This is a genomic window from Streptomyces yokosukanensis, assembly GCF_001514035.1.
Taxonomy (GTDB): domain Bacteria; phylum Actinomycetota; class Actinomycetes; order Streptomycetales; family Streptomycetaceae; genus Streptomyces; species Streptomyces yokosukanensis.
This window is the reverse complement of record NZ_KQ948221.1, coordinates 129076-144462: the sequence shown is the minus strand read 5'-3', so window position 1 is coordinate 144462 and position 15387 is coordinate 129076. Positions and strand designations below refer to the sequence as shown.

The 15387-nt window shown below is 71.6% G+C and carries 14 protein-coding genes; 7 read left to right on the top strand and 7 right to left on the bottom strand.

The genetic code is table 11. The features are described 5' to 3' along the window. Positions 1-61: 61 nt before the first annotated feature. The 3 genes from AQI95_RS33555 to AQI95_RS33545 are packed head-to-tail and all read right to left on the bottom strand — an operon-like array spanning position 62 to position 3119. Positions 62-655: a TetR/AcrR family transcriptional regulator gene (locus AQI95_RS33555; protein WP_067132810.1), complete on the bottom strand. Its 594-nt coding sequence runs from the start codon at positions 653-655 to the stop codon at positions 62-64. 26 nt (positions 656-681) lie between these two features. After that, positions 682-2349, bottom strand: coding sequence for a class I adenylate-forming enzyme family protein (locus AQI95_RS33550; protein ID WP_067132807.1), 1668 nt, complete (start codon positions 2347-2349; stop codon positions 682-684). Next, positions 2346-3119: an SDR family oxidoreductase gene (locus tag AQI95_RS33545; RefSeq protein WP_067132804.1), complete on the bottom strand. Its 774-nt coding sequence runs from the start codon at positions 3117-3119 to the stop codon at positions 2346-2348. Before AQI95_RS33545 ends, AQI95_RS33550 begins: the two co-directional genes overlap by 4 nt. Positions 3120-3287: 168 nt before the next feature. Here AQI95_RS33545 and AQI95_RS33540 point away from each other — a divergent pair, with 168 nt between their 5' ends. Both AQI95_RS33540 and AQI95_RS33535 read left to right on the top strand, forming a co-directional pair. Next, positions 3288-4508 (top strand): exo-beta-N-acetylmuramidase NamZ family protein, encoded by a 1221-nt coding sequence (locus tag AQI95_RS33540; protein WP_067132801.1) that lies wholly within the window; start codon positions 3288-3290, stop codon positions 4506-4508. Positions 4509-4591: 83 nt separating this feature from the next. After that, a complete protein-coding gene (locus AQI95_RS33535) occupies positions 4592-5887 on the top strand; it encodes a serine-threonine protein kinase (protein ID WP_067132798.1) in 1296 nt (431 codons plus the stop codon). 46 nt (positions 5888-5933) lie between these two features. On the opposite strand, the gene AQI95_RS33530 is transcribed toward AQI95_RS33535, so the two are convergent. Then, positions 5934-8720 carry a penicillin acylase family protein gene (locus AQI95_RS33530; RefSeq protein ID WP_067132795.1) on the bottom strand — a complete coding sequence of 929 codons (2787 nt, stop codon included), beginning with the start codon at positions 8718-8720 and terminating at the stop codon, positions 5934-5936. A gap of 211 nt (positions 8721-8931) precedes the next feature. On the opposite strand from AQI95_RS33530, the gene AQI95_RS33525 reads away from it, so the two are divergent. The 3 genes from AQI95_RS33525 (at position 8932) to AQI95_RS33515 (ending at position 11601) form a co-directional block, all read left to right on the top strand. Further along, positions 8932-9534 carry a hypothetical protein gene (locus tag AQI95_RS33525; protein WP_067132792.1) on the top strand — a complete coding sequence of 201 codons (603 nt, stop codon included), beginning with the start codon at positions 8932-8934 and terminating at the stop codon, positions 9532-9534. Positions 9535-9669: 135 nt separating this feature from the next. Then, positions 9670-10398 carry a 3-keto-5-aminohexanoate cleavage protein gene (locus AQI95_RS33520; RefSeq protein WP_067132789.1) on the top strand — a complete coding sequence of 243 codons (729 nt, stop codon included), beginning with the start codon at positions 9670-9672 and terminating at the stop codon, positions 10396-10398. A 135-nt stretch (positions 10399-10533) separates the two neighbouring features. Next, entirely contained in the window at positions 10534-11601 is a 1068-nt protein-coding gene (locus AQI95_RS33515; RefSeq protein ID WP_067132786.1) for an RNA ligase (ATP), read from the top strand. A gap of 46 nt (positions 11602-11647) precedes the next feature. Here AQI95_RS33515 and soxR read toward each other — a convergent pair whose 3' ends face one another. After that, a complete protein-coding gene (gene soxR / locus AQI95_RS33510; RefSeq protein WP_067132783.1) occupies positions 11648-12106 on the bottom strand; it encodes a redox-sensitive transcriptional activator SoxR in 459 nt (152 codons plus the stop codon). A gap of 123 nt (positions 12107-12229) precedes the next feature. On the opposite strand from soxR, the gene AQI95_RS33505 reads away from it, so the two are divergent. Further along, positions 12230-12691, top strand: coding sequence for a MaoC family dehydratase (locus AQI95_RS33505; RefSeq protein WP_067132780.1), 462 nt, complete (start codon positions 12230-12232; stop codon positions 12689-12691). Positions 12692-12727: 36 nt separating this feature from the next. On the opposite strand, the gene AQI95_RS33500 is transcribed toward AQI95_RS33505, so the two are convergent. Both AQI95_RS33500 and AQI95_RS33495 read right to left on the bottom strand, forming a co-directional pair. Beyond that, the gene (locus AQI95_RS33500) at positions 12728-13351 is read right to left on the bottom strand and encodes a TetR/AcrR family transcriptional regulator (protein ID WP_067132777.1); all 624 of its coding nucleotides are present in this window, start codon (positions 13349-13351) and stop codon (positions 12728-12730) included. 119 nt (positions 13352-13470) lie between these two features. Next, a complete protein-coding gene (locus tag AQI95_RS33495; RefSeq protein ID WP_067132951.1) occupies positions 13471-14625 on the bottom strand; it encodes an acyl-CoA dehydrogenase family protein in 1155 nt (384 codons plus the stop codon). 102 nt (positions 14626-14727) lie between these two features. On the opposite strand from AQI95_RS33495, the gene AQI95_RS33490 reads away from it, so the two are divergent. After that, positions 14728-15375 (top strand): TetR/AcrR family transcriptional regulator, encoded by a 648-nt coding sequence (locus AQI95_RS33490; RefSeq protein ID WP_067132773.1) that lies wholly within the window; start codon positions 14728-14730, stop codon positions 15373-15375. Positions 15376-15387 lie beyond the last annotated feature (12 nt).

Here is a 15387-nt window from a genome sequence, read left to right as displayed (position 1 = left end):
CGGCACGGGTGAGGGGCGCTCGCGCGGGCGAGGCGCCCCTCACCCGTGTCGCCGAGAGGTCCTACGGGCGCAACGCCCGCAGCAGCAGATCGGCGAGGTGGTCGGCGACCTGCTGCGGGGTGAGGGGGCCGTCGGGGCGGTACCAGGTCGACAGATGGTGGACGGAGCCGAAGTGGTAGTCCACGACCAGGTCGGCCGGGGTCGCCGTGGAGAAGACGCCCTCCTTCTGGCCCTCCTCGATCAGCGCACGGAACCGCTCGTGGTAGCGCCGGCGCTCGGCGCGGACCTGCTTGTTCTTCTCCGGGCTCAGATGGTGCATCGAGCGGAAGAAGATCGACGCGTCGTCGAGGTTCTCGATGGTCGTGACGACCACGTCCGCCGCGGCGCCCCTGAGCCGCTGCTCCACCGGCGCGTCCATGTCGGCGAAGTGGTCCAGACGTTCCTGCTGGACGCGCAGCACGCGCGCGTACACCTCGTGCAGGAGGTCGTCCTTGGAGCCGAAGTAGTGGTACAGCGCTCCCTTGGTGACACCGGCCGCCTCCACGATCTCCTGCACGGAGGTGCGGTCGTACCCCTGCTCGGCGAAGAGCCGGGTGGCGGCGGCCAGCAGCCGCTGCGGAACGGGTGTCCCGTCCCCCTCCGTCGTCCTGGCCACTGCCGCCACCTGCCTTTCCCTGGTGCTTATCGAACGTCGTGCGCGCGGGAACGCAGTTCCCGACGGAGGATCTTCCCACTCGCCGTCTTGGGCAGGTCGGGCAGGATCTCCACCTGTCGCGGGTATTTGTAGGCGGCCAGTCTCTCCTTGCAGTAGACCGCCAGTTCGTCGGGGGCCGCGTCGGCGCCCGGACGAAGGCTGATATAAGCCTTGACGGTCTCGCCTCGGTAGCCGTCGGGGACGCCGACGACGGCCGCCTCGCGCACCGCCGGGTGGGTGTACAGCACGTCCTCGACCTCGCGGGGCCACACCTTGAAGCCGGACGCGTTGATCATGTCCTTCTTGCGGTCGACGACGTACAGCCAGCCCTGCGCGTCCATGAAGCCGATGTCACCGGTGCGCAGCTCGCCGTCGGGGAAGGTCTCGGCGGTGGCGTCCGGGCGCCGCCAGTAGCCGGGGATCACCTGCGGGCCGCGTACGGCGATCTCGCCCTGCTCCCCGAACGGCACCTCAGCGCCCTGCTCGTCCACGATCCGCACGAGCGTGTCGGCGCCGGGCACGCCCACCGACAGCGTCCCGGAGACGGGGTCCACGGGCGCCTCCAGGCCGGGCGGGACGGCGGCGCAGGGGGCGGTGCACTCGGTGAGGCCGTAGCCGACCCGGATGTAGGGCCCGAAGCGCTCCCGGAACCCCTCCACCAGGGCCGGTGGCACGGGGGCGCCGCCCGAGGAGATGTTCACGAAGGAGGCGAAGTGCTCGGGGGTGGCGTCCGGGTGCGCGGCGAGTGCCATGAAGGCGGTGGACGGGCCGACCGTGTAGTGCGGGCGGTGCTCGGCGAAGGCCTCCAGGACCAGGCCGGGCTCGAAGCGGTAGGCGAGCACCAGGGTGCCGGCGCTGTTCAGGCAGGCGCCGAACTGGCAGACCATGCCGGTGATGTGGAACAGCGGCGCGAGCGCGTAGTAGACCGGCCCCTCGGGCAGTGCGAGCCCGGTCCGCTGCCGCTCGGCGTTGTGCATGATGTTGCCGTGCGTGTTGACGGCGCCCTTGGGCGTGCCGCTCGTACCCGAGGTGTAGCTGATCAGCGCGATGTCGTCCGGGCGCGGGGCGCGGTCCTTCGGCGCCTTGCCGCCCTGCCGGGCGACGGTCACGAGGTCGTCGGCGTCCGGCGCCTGCGGCAGCCGCTCGAAGGCGAGCACGCGCGCGTCGCCCCGCGTCTGGAAGTCCAGCTCGCACGCGGTGAGCACGATCCGCACCGGCGAGTCGGCGGCCGTGTCCCGCAGATACGACTCCCAGGCCCCCGCGGAGCAGACCAGCGCGGTCACCTCGCCGTCCCGCAGGACGTGCCCCACCTCGGCCGACTTGTACATGGGGTTGACCGGGACGACGGTCGCGCCCGCCTTCCAGGCACCGAGGACGGCGAGCACGAAGTGCGGGGAGTTCTGCAGCAGCACGGCCACCCGGTCGCCGCGCTCCAGTCCGCGCTCGGCGAGACGGGCGGCGACGCCGTCGCTCAGCTCGTCGACCTCGCGGTAGCTCAGCCGGGCGTCGAAGTAGGCGAGGAAGGTGCGCTCGGGCGCCTCGGCGACGGCGGCGCGCAGCGCGTGCACCAGGGAGTCGGCGGGCTCGATCGGACCGCGCTGGGCGTCGTCGAGCAGCGCCAGCCAGGGCCGGTCCGCGTACCGGGATGCGCTCACCGGGTCTCCTCCCACTTGCGCTGGATGTGGTTCATGCCGCTCAGCCAGCGGTCCGGATCGGTGGCCCGCGCCTGGTAGTACTCGGCCACCTCAGGATGCGGCAGGATCAGGAAACGGTCCTCCGCGATACCCCGGAACAGGGCGTCGGCGACGGCGTCCGGTTCGATCGCGGTCGGCTGGAGCACCAGGTCCCCGGCGCTGCCGGTCGCGGCCAGCATGTCCGTGCGCACGCCCTGCGGACAGATCGCGTGCACCTTCAGACCCCGGTGGCGGTACGTCAGCGACAGCCACTCGGCGAAGGCGTGGGCGCCGTGCTTGGTGACGCTGTAGGAGGGGGCGCCGACCATGGTGAGGAGCCCGGCGGCGGACACGGTGGCCACGAACCGCCCGGCGCCCCGCTCCAGCCAGTCCGGGAGCAGCTCATGGGCCGCACGCACGTGTGCCATGACGTTCACGTCCCAGGACAGCGCCCAGGACCTCTCGTCGAGCGGCCCGCCCGCGCCCGCGTCCCCGAAGGCGACCCCGGCGTTCGCGCAGTAGACGTCCACGGCGCCGCCGAGCGCGTCCCGGGCGTCGCCGATGATCGCGGAGGCGTCACCGGGCACGGCGATCCCGCCGATCTCCTCGGCCACCGCCTTCGCCTTCTCGGCGTCCAGGTCGTTGACGACGACCCGCGCCCCTTCGGCGGCGAACCGCCGGGCCAACGCGGCTCCGATCCCCCCGCCCGCCCCCGTGACGACCACTCCCGCATCCTGCACGGCTTCCACCATCGGTCTCCTTCGACGCGACTTCGCGCGGCGCGCATCGGCTCTGATCCAGGCCAGACTAACCAGTCGGTATGTGTGAGGGAAGGGCAACCGTCCCAACCTCTAGGGGCGCGGGGAACTGCGCGACGGGCCGCACACGGCCCGTACGTCACCACCCACCGGAGGACCCCCATGCGCCTGTCCCGACGGAGCCTTCTCGCATCGGCGCCCCTGGCCGCCGTTCCCATGGCGCCCCGACACCGCGAAGAACTCCGCACCGGCTTCGAGAGACTCGCGGCCGACGGTTACGCGCTGCTGAAGGGCCGGCGCGTCGGAATCGTCACCAACCCCACCGGCATCACCCGCGACGCCCAGCACATCGTCGACGTCATGCACCAGGACCCCCGCGTCCGGCTGACCGCGGTCTTCGGCCCGGAGCACGGCTTCCGAGGCACCGCGCAGGCGGGCGGCTCCGAGGGCCGCTCCACCGACCCGGCCACCGGACTGCCCGTCTACGACACCTACCTCAAGAGCGGCAAGGCCCTCGCCGACGTCTTCACCGCCTCGGCGGTCGACACGGTGGTCTTCGACATCCAGGACGTCGGTGCCCGCTTCTACACGTACATCTGGACGCTCTACGACTGCATGGAGGCCGCGCAGCTCGCGGGCAAGCGGTTCGTCGTCCTCGACCGGCCCAACCCGGTCACCGGCGGCGAGGCCCGAGGACCCGTTCTGCACAAGGAGTTCGCCACGTTCGTCGGCCGCGAGCCCATCGCGCAGGCGCACGGGATGACCGTCGCGGAGCTGGCGCGGCTGTTCAACGGGGTGTTCCTGAGCAAGCCCGTGCCGCTGGAGACCGTGCTGATGACGGGCTGGAGGCGCAGCCAGTTCTTCGACGCCTCCGGGCTGCCGTGGGTGCCGCCGAGCCCGAACATGCCGACCCTCGACACGGCTCTCGTCTACTCCGGCACCTGCATGTTCGAGGGCACCAACGTCTCCGAGGGCCGGGGCACGACCCGCCCCTTCGAACTGCTCGGCGCCGAGGGCGTCGACGGTCGCTGGGCCGCCGCCGTGAACGCGCTCGCGCTGCCCGGGGTGCGGTTCAGGGAGGCGTACTTCGCGCCCACGTTCTCCAAGTTCGAGGGCAGGACGGTCGGCGGGGTGCAGATCCATGTGCTCGACCGGGCCGCCTACGACCCCGTACGCACCGGGATCGCGCTGCTGGTGACGGCGAAGAAGGTCTGGCACGGGTTCGCGTGGCGGTCGGACGACTGGATCGACAAGCTCACCGGCTCCGCGCGGGTGCGCACGATGATCGACGCGGGGGCGGGCACCGACGAGGTGACCGGCGCCTGGCAGGAGGAGCTGGCCGCGTTCCGGCGGATTCGAAAGGAATATCTCCTCTACGGGTGAGGCGCGACCTATGGCCAAGGCGGCCCCGGAGCAGGACGATGCGTGCGCAACGCATCGTTTCCGGGGGGACGAGGGAGCCTGGCATGGCGGATCCTGGGATGAGCGTGACTCCCTACTGGGAGCTGACCTTCGACGCGGACGGGGATGTGGACGGCGCCGAACGCGACCGTCTGGTGGCGCAGGTCGGGGAGCACGGCGTCCGTGACCTGATCGTCTTCGCACACGGCTGGAACAACGACCGCTCGGGCGCGACCGCGCTGTACCGCCGCTTCTTCGCCCCGATCCCGGGGCTCGCCCCTCGGGCCCGCATCGGATACGTGGGGGTGATCTGGCCGTCGATGCAGTTCAGCGACGAGCCGATCCCCGACTTCCCAAAGGCGGTGGCGGCAACGGCGCCCCCGACGCCAGCGCTGGACCCGGACACCCGGCGGGCACTGGCCGCGGTCTTCCCGGACCGGGCGGACCTGATCGACCGGCTGGCCCGGACACTGGACGAACGGCCGGACGGCGCCCAGGGGTTGGCGGAGTTCGGGCGGCTGGTCCGGGAGCTGGTCGACGCGGGGCCGGGGCCCGGCACGGCCGACACCGAGGAGGAGGGCGAGCCGCGCGTGTTCACCGAGGACGCGGCAACCGCGTGCGGGGAGTTCGCCGAGGCGCTCGCGGCAGTGCGCTCCCCCGGTGCGCCGTCGCAGGGGTTCAGCATCCCGAACCCGTGGGAAGGCGCCAAGGAGCTGCTGCGGCAGGCGACGTACTACAGGATGAAGGGGCGGGCCGGGACGGTCGGTGAGCGGGGGCTCGGGCCGGTGCTCGGCGCGCTGGCCGGCGCGGCGCCCGGGGTGCGGGTGCATCTGGCGGGGCACAGCTTCGGCGGGCGGCTGGTGTCGTTCGCGCTGCGCGGGCTGCCGGACGGGGTGCGCTCGGTGAAGTCCGTGACCCTGCTCCAGGGCGCCTTCTCGCACTACGCGTTCGCGGACCGGGTGCCACAGGCCCCGGACAAGGCGGGGGCGCTCAAGGGCCGGCAGCGGCGGATCGACGGGCCGCTGGTGTGCTGCCACTCGCACTTCGACGCGGCGCTCGGCACGTTCTATCCGCTGGCCTCCCGGCTGGCCGGGGACGACCGCTCGTGCGTGGGCGGCGAGATCGCGGCCGTGCTGGGGCCGCAGTGGGGCGCGATGGGGCACGACGGGGTGCAGGCGGTGCCGGGGACGGCGCAACTGGATCTCGCGGCGGCCCTGAACGGACCGCTGCCCGCGTCCGGATGCGTGAACGTCGACGCGGCGGCCGTGGTCCGGCGCGGGGGCCCGCCGACCGGGGCGCACAGCGACATCGTGCACCCCGAACTGGCGCGGCTGGTGCTGGCGGCGGGCCGGATCACCTGATCCCGACCCGCCGCCGACACCGGTCCGCACTCACCGGCTCACTGGCTCACCGGTGTGATGTGTACTCGACGACCTGCTGGAAGGTCGGCCGGTTCTGCCAGCTGATCTTGCCGTGCTTGATGCCGCCCAGGGCGCGCTGGTTGATCGAGTCGGCGCACCACTGGTCGCCGGCCGAGCACTGGTCGTCGCCCGGGTAGACCTGGGCGGCGGTCATCCCGGCCGCCTGGTCGAGCGTGCTGATCAGGGCGTCCCGGCAACCGCTGAGGCTGCCGCCGCCGCAGTACTTCTCGGCGAGCCCGCCCTGCACGTTCTCGCCGAGCACGGCCCGGATGTCCTTGTCGACATAGCTCCACCAGCCGTACTGGAAGGAGCTTCCGGCGTGCGAGCCGGTCGGGCCGTGTCCGGCGGACGGGGCCTCGTCGATCGACAGGTTGTCGGTGAGGGCGGTGTACAGGTCGCTGCCGAGGCCCGGTTCGAACTCGGCCTTGACCAGCAGCGGCCACCACGCGTCCAGGATGCGGATCGCGTCGGCGTCGGCATAGGTCTTCGACCCGGCGGACGTCTCCGTGCGCTGGGCGCCCGCGTCCAGCCACGCCTGGAGCTTCTTCACCGCGCCGGCGGCCGTGGTGTCGGTCACCGGCGAGGAGTTGACGACCTTGAGCAGCTTGGGCAGCACGTCCTCGGCGCGCAGATCGGCGAGGGCCGCGTCGGCCATGGCCTGCACCAGCTTGGCGCGGGTCACCCCGCCGGCCGCGACCAGCTTCTTCACCCGGTCCTGAAGCAGGTTCCCGCGGTGCACGGAGCCGTCGCCCCAGGAGGCGGTCGTGTAGTCCTTGGCCTGCTTGTTGTTCCAGGAGACGTAGTAGTCCTGGTCGATGGAGTTGGGGTGGGCGGAGGCCGGGGTGTAGGCGGCGGTGTTGGTCGCCGGGTCCCAGTTCTGCCACTCGTAGGCGGGCTGCGCCCAGACCGGGAACTCGGAGTCGACGCCGGACGCCCGGACCGGGTTGTCGCCGCTGTTGTAGTACGCGGTGTGCTGGGAGTCGGCGTAGAACCAGTTGAAGGTGTAGTTGATGTGCTGGGCCGCGCTCTGGAAGTCCTTCGGGCCCTTGACGTAGTCGGGGTCGTTCAGCATCTGGAAGCCGATGATCGAGTCGGCCTCGTGCAGATACGAGGAGCGCAGCGTGGTGTAGGCGACCTTCTTGCCGCCGACGGTCGCGCGGTACTCCACGGGGCCGTACTTCGTCCGCCACACCCGCATGGTGTACGACCCCGCCGGCGTGCCGTCGGCCGTCGTCGGTGACCAGGCGTTCTTCTGCTCGACCTTGTCCATGGCCGTACAGGTGCCGTGGTACAGGTAGTGGTAGTCGTCCTGGCACAGCTCGACGGCGTAGGTGTCGATGATGTCCTGGCCCGAGGTGGTCGCGGACCACGAGTAGTCCTGGCCGCGGCCGAGTTCGACGTACATGCTCAGCCCCGCGAAGGAGGCGCCGCGCGCGCTGATCCCGGGGCCCTGGATCTCCTGGAGCATGAGCAGCTGCGGGGCGAAGTACCCGGTCTGCGGCCCGAAGACGGCGATCGGATGGCCGCTGGCGGTGTACTTGCCGCTCACGACGAGCGCGTTGGACATCCCGCGCCTGGCCGAGCCGAGCGTGGTCTTGGCGGCACTGGCGGAGGTGCTCCTGGCGGCCGTGGTGGCCGCGCTGCCCGTGCGGTCGTAGACGAGCGGTTCCTGGGTGACCGTGCCCGGGTCGGGCAGGGCCTGGCCCTTGGCGTCGGCGGGCTTGGAGCCGTACGGGAAGCTCTCGCCGTCGTGGACGGTCAGGACCGCCTCGGGGTCGTTGCGCTCGCGGAAGGACTCCCAGACCTTGGTGCCCTCCTCGACGCCGTACTTCTGCTGGGCGGCCAGCAGGGAGACGGCGTTGTCGACCTCGCCTCCTCCGCCCGAGCCGAACAGCGAGCCGATCACGGAGGCCAGCGCCACGAGGTCGGTGATCTTGAAGTGGTCGATGGTGCCGGCGTTGGTGATGGGGTCCTTGTGGCCGGTCAGGTCGTACTCGCCGGGGAAGTAGCGGCCGCTGTCGGAGGCGTCGATATAGGCGTTGATGCCGGCGAGGTAGGCATTGGCGTCGGCGAGGGCCTGCTGGCCGCGGGCGCCGTTGTGGGCCACCGCGTTGTCGATCTGCGCCTGCAGGTCGGCCTCGGTGTACGGCGCGTTGCGGTAGAACTCCTGCTCCAGGCCCTGGTTGGCGGAGGCGCCGCCGGCGAAGGAGGTCAACTGGCCGCGGCCGACGTGCCGGAAGACGTCCATCAGCCAGAGCCGGTCCTCGGCCGCGGCGTAGCCGGCGCCGTACTCGGTGCCGTACCGAGTGGTGCCGGTGATGTGCGGCACACCGGTCTTCTTGTCCCGGACGATCGTCACGTCGCTGCGCCCACTCGGCTTCTCGGTGGAGGCGACCTGGTCGGACGGGACGCCGAAGGAGGCGTCGTTGAAGAAGTTGTTGATGGTCGAATCGGTCAGGCCCGCATGGCCGGTGGCCAGGTTGGCGTACGGGCCGAGCTGGTCCTCGGCGTGCGAGGGCTGGGTGCCGAAGGCCTGGTTGAGCAGGATCTGCGCCAGCGTCGCATTGCCGTTCTCGCCGGGCGGCAGGATGTCCGAGCACTGGCCGCCGCAGTAGTCGTTCGAGGCGGTGGCCTCGGCGGCGGCGGCCTGCTGGGTGAGAGGGGAGAGAAGTCCGCCGACGAGCACGCATATCGAGGCGGTCTTCAGGAACCCGGTGAAGCGGCGGGACGTTCTCAGTCTGTCAAGGGCGGTACGTGGGGTTCGCCGTGGCATGGCAACAGCTCCTAGCGACAGGGGTGGCCGAACGTTACCGCCGGTATCCCCAGCTTTAAAGATGAACATGCGTCACTTTCTGGAGTCAGCAAGCAGAACCACGAGATGAGATGGAGCCGAATCGCCTGTCGATACGTCTATTCGGCGACGTCCGCGCGACGACGCCGAAGTGACCGAAGTACAGGTGCAGGTGTGACGGAGGTGCAAGGCGATGGCCGGTTTCCGGAGTCTGGCGAGACAGGTACGCGATCCGGGCTGCGATCTGGCACTGCGGCGCTACTCACTGCGCAAGTGCCTGGAGAAGTTCGCCCCTTACGGGCATCGGGCGACCTGGGACCATCTCTGCTCCCGGGCGGGCTTCGGCCCCGAGGACCGCTCCCCCGAACCGGCGCGGCTCGTGGCCGCGCTGGAGGAGCTGGAGGAGGCGCGGTCCGTCTGGCTCGCCTATGAGACGGACTTCACCGAGCGGCGCAGGAAGGAGAAGCACGACGGACTGCGCCGGCCGGGCAGTGTGGACGACTGGCACCGGCTGACCTGGGGTGGCTTCGGGGTCGCCTGGTGCGACGACCCGCGCATCCATCCCGGCGATCCGCTGGCCGAGGTGCTGCGCCTGCTGATCACCGCTCTGGAGCGGGACCCGGGCTCGGACTGCCCGGTGTGCGGCGGGGGCCGCCTGATCTGGCGGTACGGCCTGGACCACGCGCCGTCGTCCGGCCCGGTCTGCACGGACTGCGGCATACTCGTCCCGCGCCCCGTGCTCACACCGCAGGCACTGGCATCGGCCAGGCGGGGGCAACTGCTGATGTCGGCCTGAGCGTCGGGGGGATTCCTGGGGGGTGCGTAGGGGGATGCCGCACCCCTGTGGGGCGGGCCGGGACCCGAAGGACGCCGCAGCGGACGACCGACGGCGCAGCGCGGCACGACGACATCACGGCACTACCAGCGGAGCATCATGCAGGCTTGCCTGAACGGCCGGCGATCGCCGGCGGACAGCGCATCCGTGCCGATGTCGCCCGAGGACATGGCGCGTTCCGCGGCGGAGGCGGTCGAGGCCGGGGCGACCGCGGTGCATGTCCATCCGAAGACGCCCTGCGGGCACGACAGCCTCTCCCCGCGCGTGCTCGCCCCGACCCTGGAGGCGATCCGGGCGCGGGTGACCGTGCCGGTCGGGGTGACGACCGGGGCCTGGGCGGAGCCCGATCCCGCGGCCCGGCTCGCCCGGGTGCGGACGTGGACGGTGCTGCCCGACTTCGCCTCGGTCAACTGGCATGAACCGGGCGCCGAAGCGGTCGCCGCACAGCTGCTGGCCCTGGGCGTGGGCGTCGAGGCGGGCATCTGGTCCGGCACCGGCGGCGCGGCCCGGTTCGCGGCCTCGGCGCTCGGACCGAGGGTGCTGCGGGTGCTGGCGGAGGTGACGGACCCGGACCCGGCCACCGCCGAGGCCTCGGCGCGGTCCCTGCTCGCCGACCTCGGCGGGGCGTTCGCTCGCCCGATCCTGCTGCACGGCGAGGAGGGCGGCACCTGGCCGGTGCTGCGGCTGGCCGGCCGGCTGGGCCTCGCGACCCGGATCGGCCTGGAGGACACCCTGTTCCTGCCGGACGGCGAACGAGCCGCGGACAACGCCCGGTTGGTGACCGAGGGACTGGCCCAGTACGGGGCGCTCCCGGGCCGGCCGTAGGGATGACCTCCCGTCCGGGCGCGTGACGTTAACAGACCCGAATCCGGTCGCTCCACCCCTTTCCCGTGCGGACAGTTGGAGGCGATGAAACACATCTGACGGGCATCTATGTGCCCGCACACCCGAGGAGTCGTGATGTCGACGCTGCGCGTCACCGCCGAAGTGCTGACCGTCCACGCGCATCCGAACGCCGACGCGCTCGAGCTGGCCCAGGTGGGCCTGTACCGAGCCGTCGTGGCCAAGGACGCGTATCGCACCGGTGAGGCCGCCCTGTACATCCCGGAGCAGTCCGTGCTCCCGCCGGATCTGATCGAGGAGCTGGGGCTGACCGGACGGCTGGCGGGCGGCGGGGCCGACCGGGTCAAGGCGGTGCGGCTGCGCGGCGAGCTGTCCCAGGGCATCGTGTGCCGGCCGCGGGCGCTCGCGGAGATCGACCTGGCGCGGGCGGCGGCCGAGGGCACGGACTTCGCCGAGCGGCTGGGCATCACCAAGTGGGTGCCGCCGATCCCGCCGACCATGAACGGCGAGGTGGAGTCCGCTCCCGGCCTGCTGCCCTGGGTCGACATCGAGAACATCCAGCGCTACCCGGACATCTTCACCCCGGGCGAGCCGGTCGTCCTGACGGAGAAGCTCCATGGCTCGGCCTGCCTGCTGACGTACGTGGCCGGCGAGGGACGGGTGTACGTGTCCTCCAAGGGGTTCGGTGCCAAGTCCCTGGCGCTGAAGGAGGATCCGCGGAACCTGTACTGGCGGGCGGTGCACGGGCACGGCGTCGCCGAGGCGGCGGCCCGGCTGGCCGAGCGGCTCGGGGCGAGCCGGGTCGGCATCTTCGGGGAGGTCTACGGCGCGGGAGTGCAGGACCTGCCGTACGGCGCCGACGGACGGCGGGACACGCTGGGGTACGCGGCGTTCGACGTCTCGGCGGAGGTGGACGGCACCGTGCGCTGGCTGGACGCGGCGGAACTGCTGGCGAAGGAGCTGCCGGTGGTGCCCCGGCTGTACACGGGGCCGTACGACATCGAGCGGGTGCTGGAGTTCGCGAGCGGCCGCGAGACGGTGTCCGGGCGGGGGCTGCATCTGCGGGAGGGTGTGGTCGTACGGCCTGCGGTCGAGCGGTACAGCGCGGTGACCGGGGGGCGAGCGATCGCCAAGGCGGTCAGCCCGGCGTATCTGACCCGCAAGGGCGGCACCGAGTACGAGTGAGGCGCCGCCGCGTGTGCCCGAGGGGCGCGGAGCCGTGTCGCTGCTCTCAGCGCCCCTCGGCGAGCAGCCGAGAGCCCGTGAGCCGTTCGCCGAACACGTCGTCCGGGTTGGACAGGACGCAGTTCTCCAGGGACAGGCATCCGCAGCCGATGCAGTCGGTCAGGTGATCGCGCAAACGGTTCAGCTGACGGATGCGCTCGTCCAGCTCCGCGCGCCACTTCTGCGACAGCCCCGCCCAGTCCTCCCGCGTCGGCGTGCGTTCCTCCGGCAGCTCCGCCAGGGCGTCCCGGATCGTGGCCAGCGGAATGCCCACCCGCTGTGCCGCGCGGACGAAGGCGACCCGTCGCAGGGTGTCACGGCTGTAGCGGCGCTGGTTGCCGGTCGTGCGGCGGCTGCTGATCAGGCCCTTGGACTCGTAGAAGTGCAGGGCGGAGACGGCGGCGCCGCTGCGCGCGGACAACTGGCCGACGGTCAGCTCATGGACCGTCTCGGGAATCTGGGGCACTCCTCAGAGCCTACGGCCTCTCCTTCGGATCGCCGCCCGCCGCTCGTCGCGGTCCGTTGACAGGCGCCCCGCACCCGACCATGCTAAGCAGTTGCTTAGAGAAGCGAGCGAGAGGCCGGGATCATGGCAGAACCGAGGACCTTCACCTCCCCCGACGAGCTGAAGGCGGCAGTCGGCGAGCAGTTGGGGTACACCGACTGGCTGGACGTCGACCAGAAGCGCATCGACCTGTTCGCCGAGGCCACCGGCGACCACCAGTGGATCCATGTGGACCCGGAGAAGGCCGCGTCGGGGCCGTTCGGGGCCACCATCGCGCACGGCTATCTCACGCTCTCCCTGCTCCCGCTCTTCGGCCCGCAGCTGATGCGGGTCGAAGGCGTGAAGATGGGCGTGAACTACGGCACGAACAAGGTCCGCTTCCCCTCCCCCGTCCCCGTCGGCTCCCGGCTGCGCGCCACCGCGAAGATCACCGGGGTGGAGGATGTCACCGGCGGTGTCCAGGTGGCCGTCGCCTTCACCGTGGAGCGCGAGGGCGGCGACAAGCCGGTGTGCGTCGCGGAGTCGGTGTCCCGGTACTACCTCTGAGCCAGGGGCCTTTCGCCTCCCGGACCCGGGGCCGGGCTACTCGGCCCCGACCATCCGGAGCACGAGGTCGGCGTAGAGCGCGCCGACCTCCTCGGGGGTGCGCGGGCCGTTCACGGTGAACCAGCGGGCCACGTCGATGCAGAGCGACAGCACGGCGAGAGTGGTGCCCTGGACGTCCGGCACGTCGAACTCGCCCGAGGCCACGCCGTCCTCGATGATCCCGCGCACCTCGGCGTCGACCTGGCGGCGCAGCGCGACGATCTCGGCGCGGGCCTCGGGGCCGAGGGCGTCGAGTTCGTACTGCACGACCCGCGCGGTGGTGCGCCGCCCCGCGTGCCAGCGCACGAAGGAGCCGACGGCGTCGGCCAGCCGCGCCTTCGCCGGGCCCTCGCGCCGCGCCGCCGTGCGCAGGATGTCGAGGGCCTTGTCGTGGCCGATCCGGCTGATCCGGTGGAGCAGCTCTTCCTTGGTCTTGTAGTGGATGTAGAGCGCGGCCGGGCTCATGCCGGCCCGGCCCGCGATGTCGCGCGTGGTCGTCGCGTGGTAGCCGCGCTCGGCGAAGGCCTCCACGGCGGCGACCAGCAGTCGCCGGGCCGCGTCAGGGGTGACCTCTTCCCACGGCTCCACTTCGCCGCCGGTCGTCTCCTCCGCCGTACTCATCGCTCGCTCGCCCCTCTCGGTGACAGGAGCACCACCATACCGCCCCAGGTGAGCGAGCGCTTAGTGCTGCCGCCGAGCGCTTTCGGACCTTCTCGCGGCCGTGTGCGCGGGATCGGGGCTCAGAACGCCGAGACCCCGGTCAGGGAGCGCCCGATCAGCAGCTTCTGGATCTGGCTGGTGCCCTCGTAGAGGGTCATCACGCGGGCGTCGCGCAGGAGCTTGCCGACCGGGTACTCGTCGATGTAGCCGTAGCCGCCGAAGACCTGAAGGGCGTTGTTGGCGGCGCGGACGGCGGCCTCGGAGGCGAACAGCTTGGCCTTGGAGGACTGGACGGCGAACGGCCGCCCGCGGTCGATCAGGTCGGCGACCCGCCAGGTGAGCAGCCGGGCGGCGTCGACGTCGACGGCGATGTCGCTGATCAGCTCCTGCACCAGCTGGTGGCGGGCGATCGGCTTGCCGAACTGCTCGCGTTCACCGACGTATCCGACGGCCGCGTCCAGCGCGGCCTGGGCTATGCCGACACAGCCGGCCGCGACCGACATCCGCCCCTTGGCCAGCGCGGACATGGCCACCGAGAAGCCCTGGCCCTCCTCCCCGAGCATCGCCGAGGCGGGGACGCGGACGTCCTCCAGCACGAGTTCGGCCGTGGCCTGTCCGCGCAGGCCGAGCTTGCCGTGGATGGTGCGGCGGGTCAGGCCGGGCGTGTCGGTGGGCACGAGGAAGGCGCTGACGCCCTTGTGGCCGGGGGCGTCGGTGGAGCGGGCGAACAGCAGGACGACGTCCGCCCAGGTTCCGTTCGTGATGAACATCTTGGTGCCGTTGAGGACATGGCCTCCCGCGCCGTCGCGGACGGCGCGGGTGGTGAGGTTGCCCGCGTCGGAGCCGGTGCCGGGTTCGGTGAGGCCGAAGCAGCCGACGTACTCCCCCGAGGTCAGGCCCGGCAGCCAGCGGCGCTTGTGCTCCTCGTCGCCCCAGGCGGCGATCGTCTTGGCGACGAGCCCGAGGGAGACGGAGACGATGCCGCGCACGGAGGAGTCGCCGCGTCCCAGCTCCTCGGTGACCAGGCAGTACGCGAGATGGTCGCCGCCACAGCCGCCGTACTCCTCGTCGACGGTCAGCCCGAGGAAGCCGACCTCGCCGAGCTTCTTCACGATCGCCCGGTCGACCTCCTCGCCCCGGTCCCAGGCCACGACGTGCGGGGCGATCTCGCGCTCCACGAAGTCCCGGGCGAGCTGCCGTACGGCGGCCTGCTCCTCGCTCAGCTCCAGGTTCACCACGCGATCACCCCACAGAAGACGACACCGACGGCGGATCTTGAAAGCCGTACATTTAAATTAGCACTGCTAGTTTCCATCCGCAGCCCTACTATGTGCGCCATGGCCCGACCGCGCAAGCCCCTCCTCAGCACCGACCGGATCGTCGCCGCGGCCCGGGAACTCGTGGACCGGGAGGGTCTGGCGGCCGTGTCCACCCGCCGGCTCGCCGCCGAACTGGGGGTGAGCGGACCCTCGCTCTACAACCACTTCCGCACCAAGGACGACATCCTGGAGGCGGTCGCCGACTCGGTCAGCGGGCTGGTCGACCTGTCGATGTTCGAGGACGGCCGCGACTGGCGGACCGCGCTGCACGACTGGGCCGTCTCCTACCGGGCCGCGCTGCGCGCCCACCCGAACATCGTCCCCGTCCTCGCCCGCGGTCCCGGCCGCCGCCCCGCGGCCCTGCGGCTCGCCGACGCGGTCTACGGCGCCATGGTCGACGCCGGCTGGCCGCCCGCCCAGGCCACCTCCATCGGCGCGCTGATGCGGTACTTCATCATGGGCTCCGCGCTCGGTTCGTTCGCCCGCGGCTTCGTGGACGACGCGAGCGCGTACGACCCCGCCGACTATCCCCACCTCGGCCAGGCCCATCTGCTCGCCGAGCAGCAGGAGAAGATCGACGAGCGGGCCTTCGAGACGGGACTCACGGCGCTGCTGGACGGGCTGGCGCAGCAGTACGAGCAGCTGCCGCAGAGCGTTCGCCCGTAGTTCGAGCGTGCG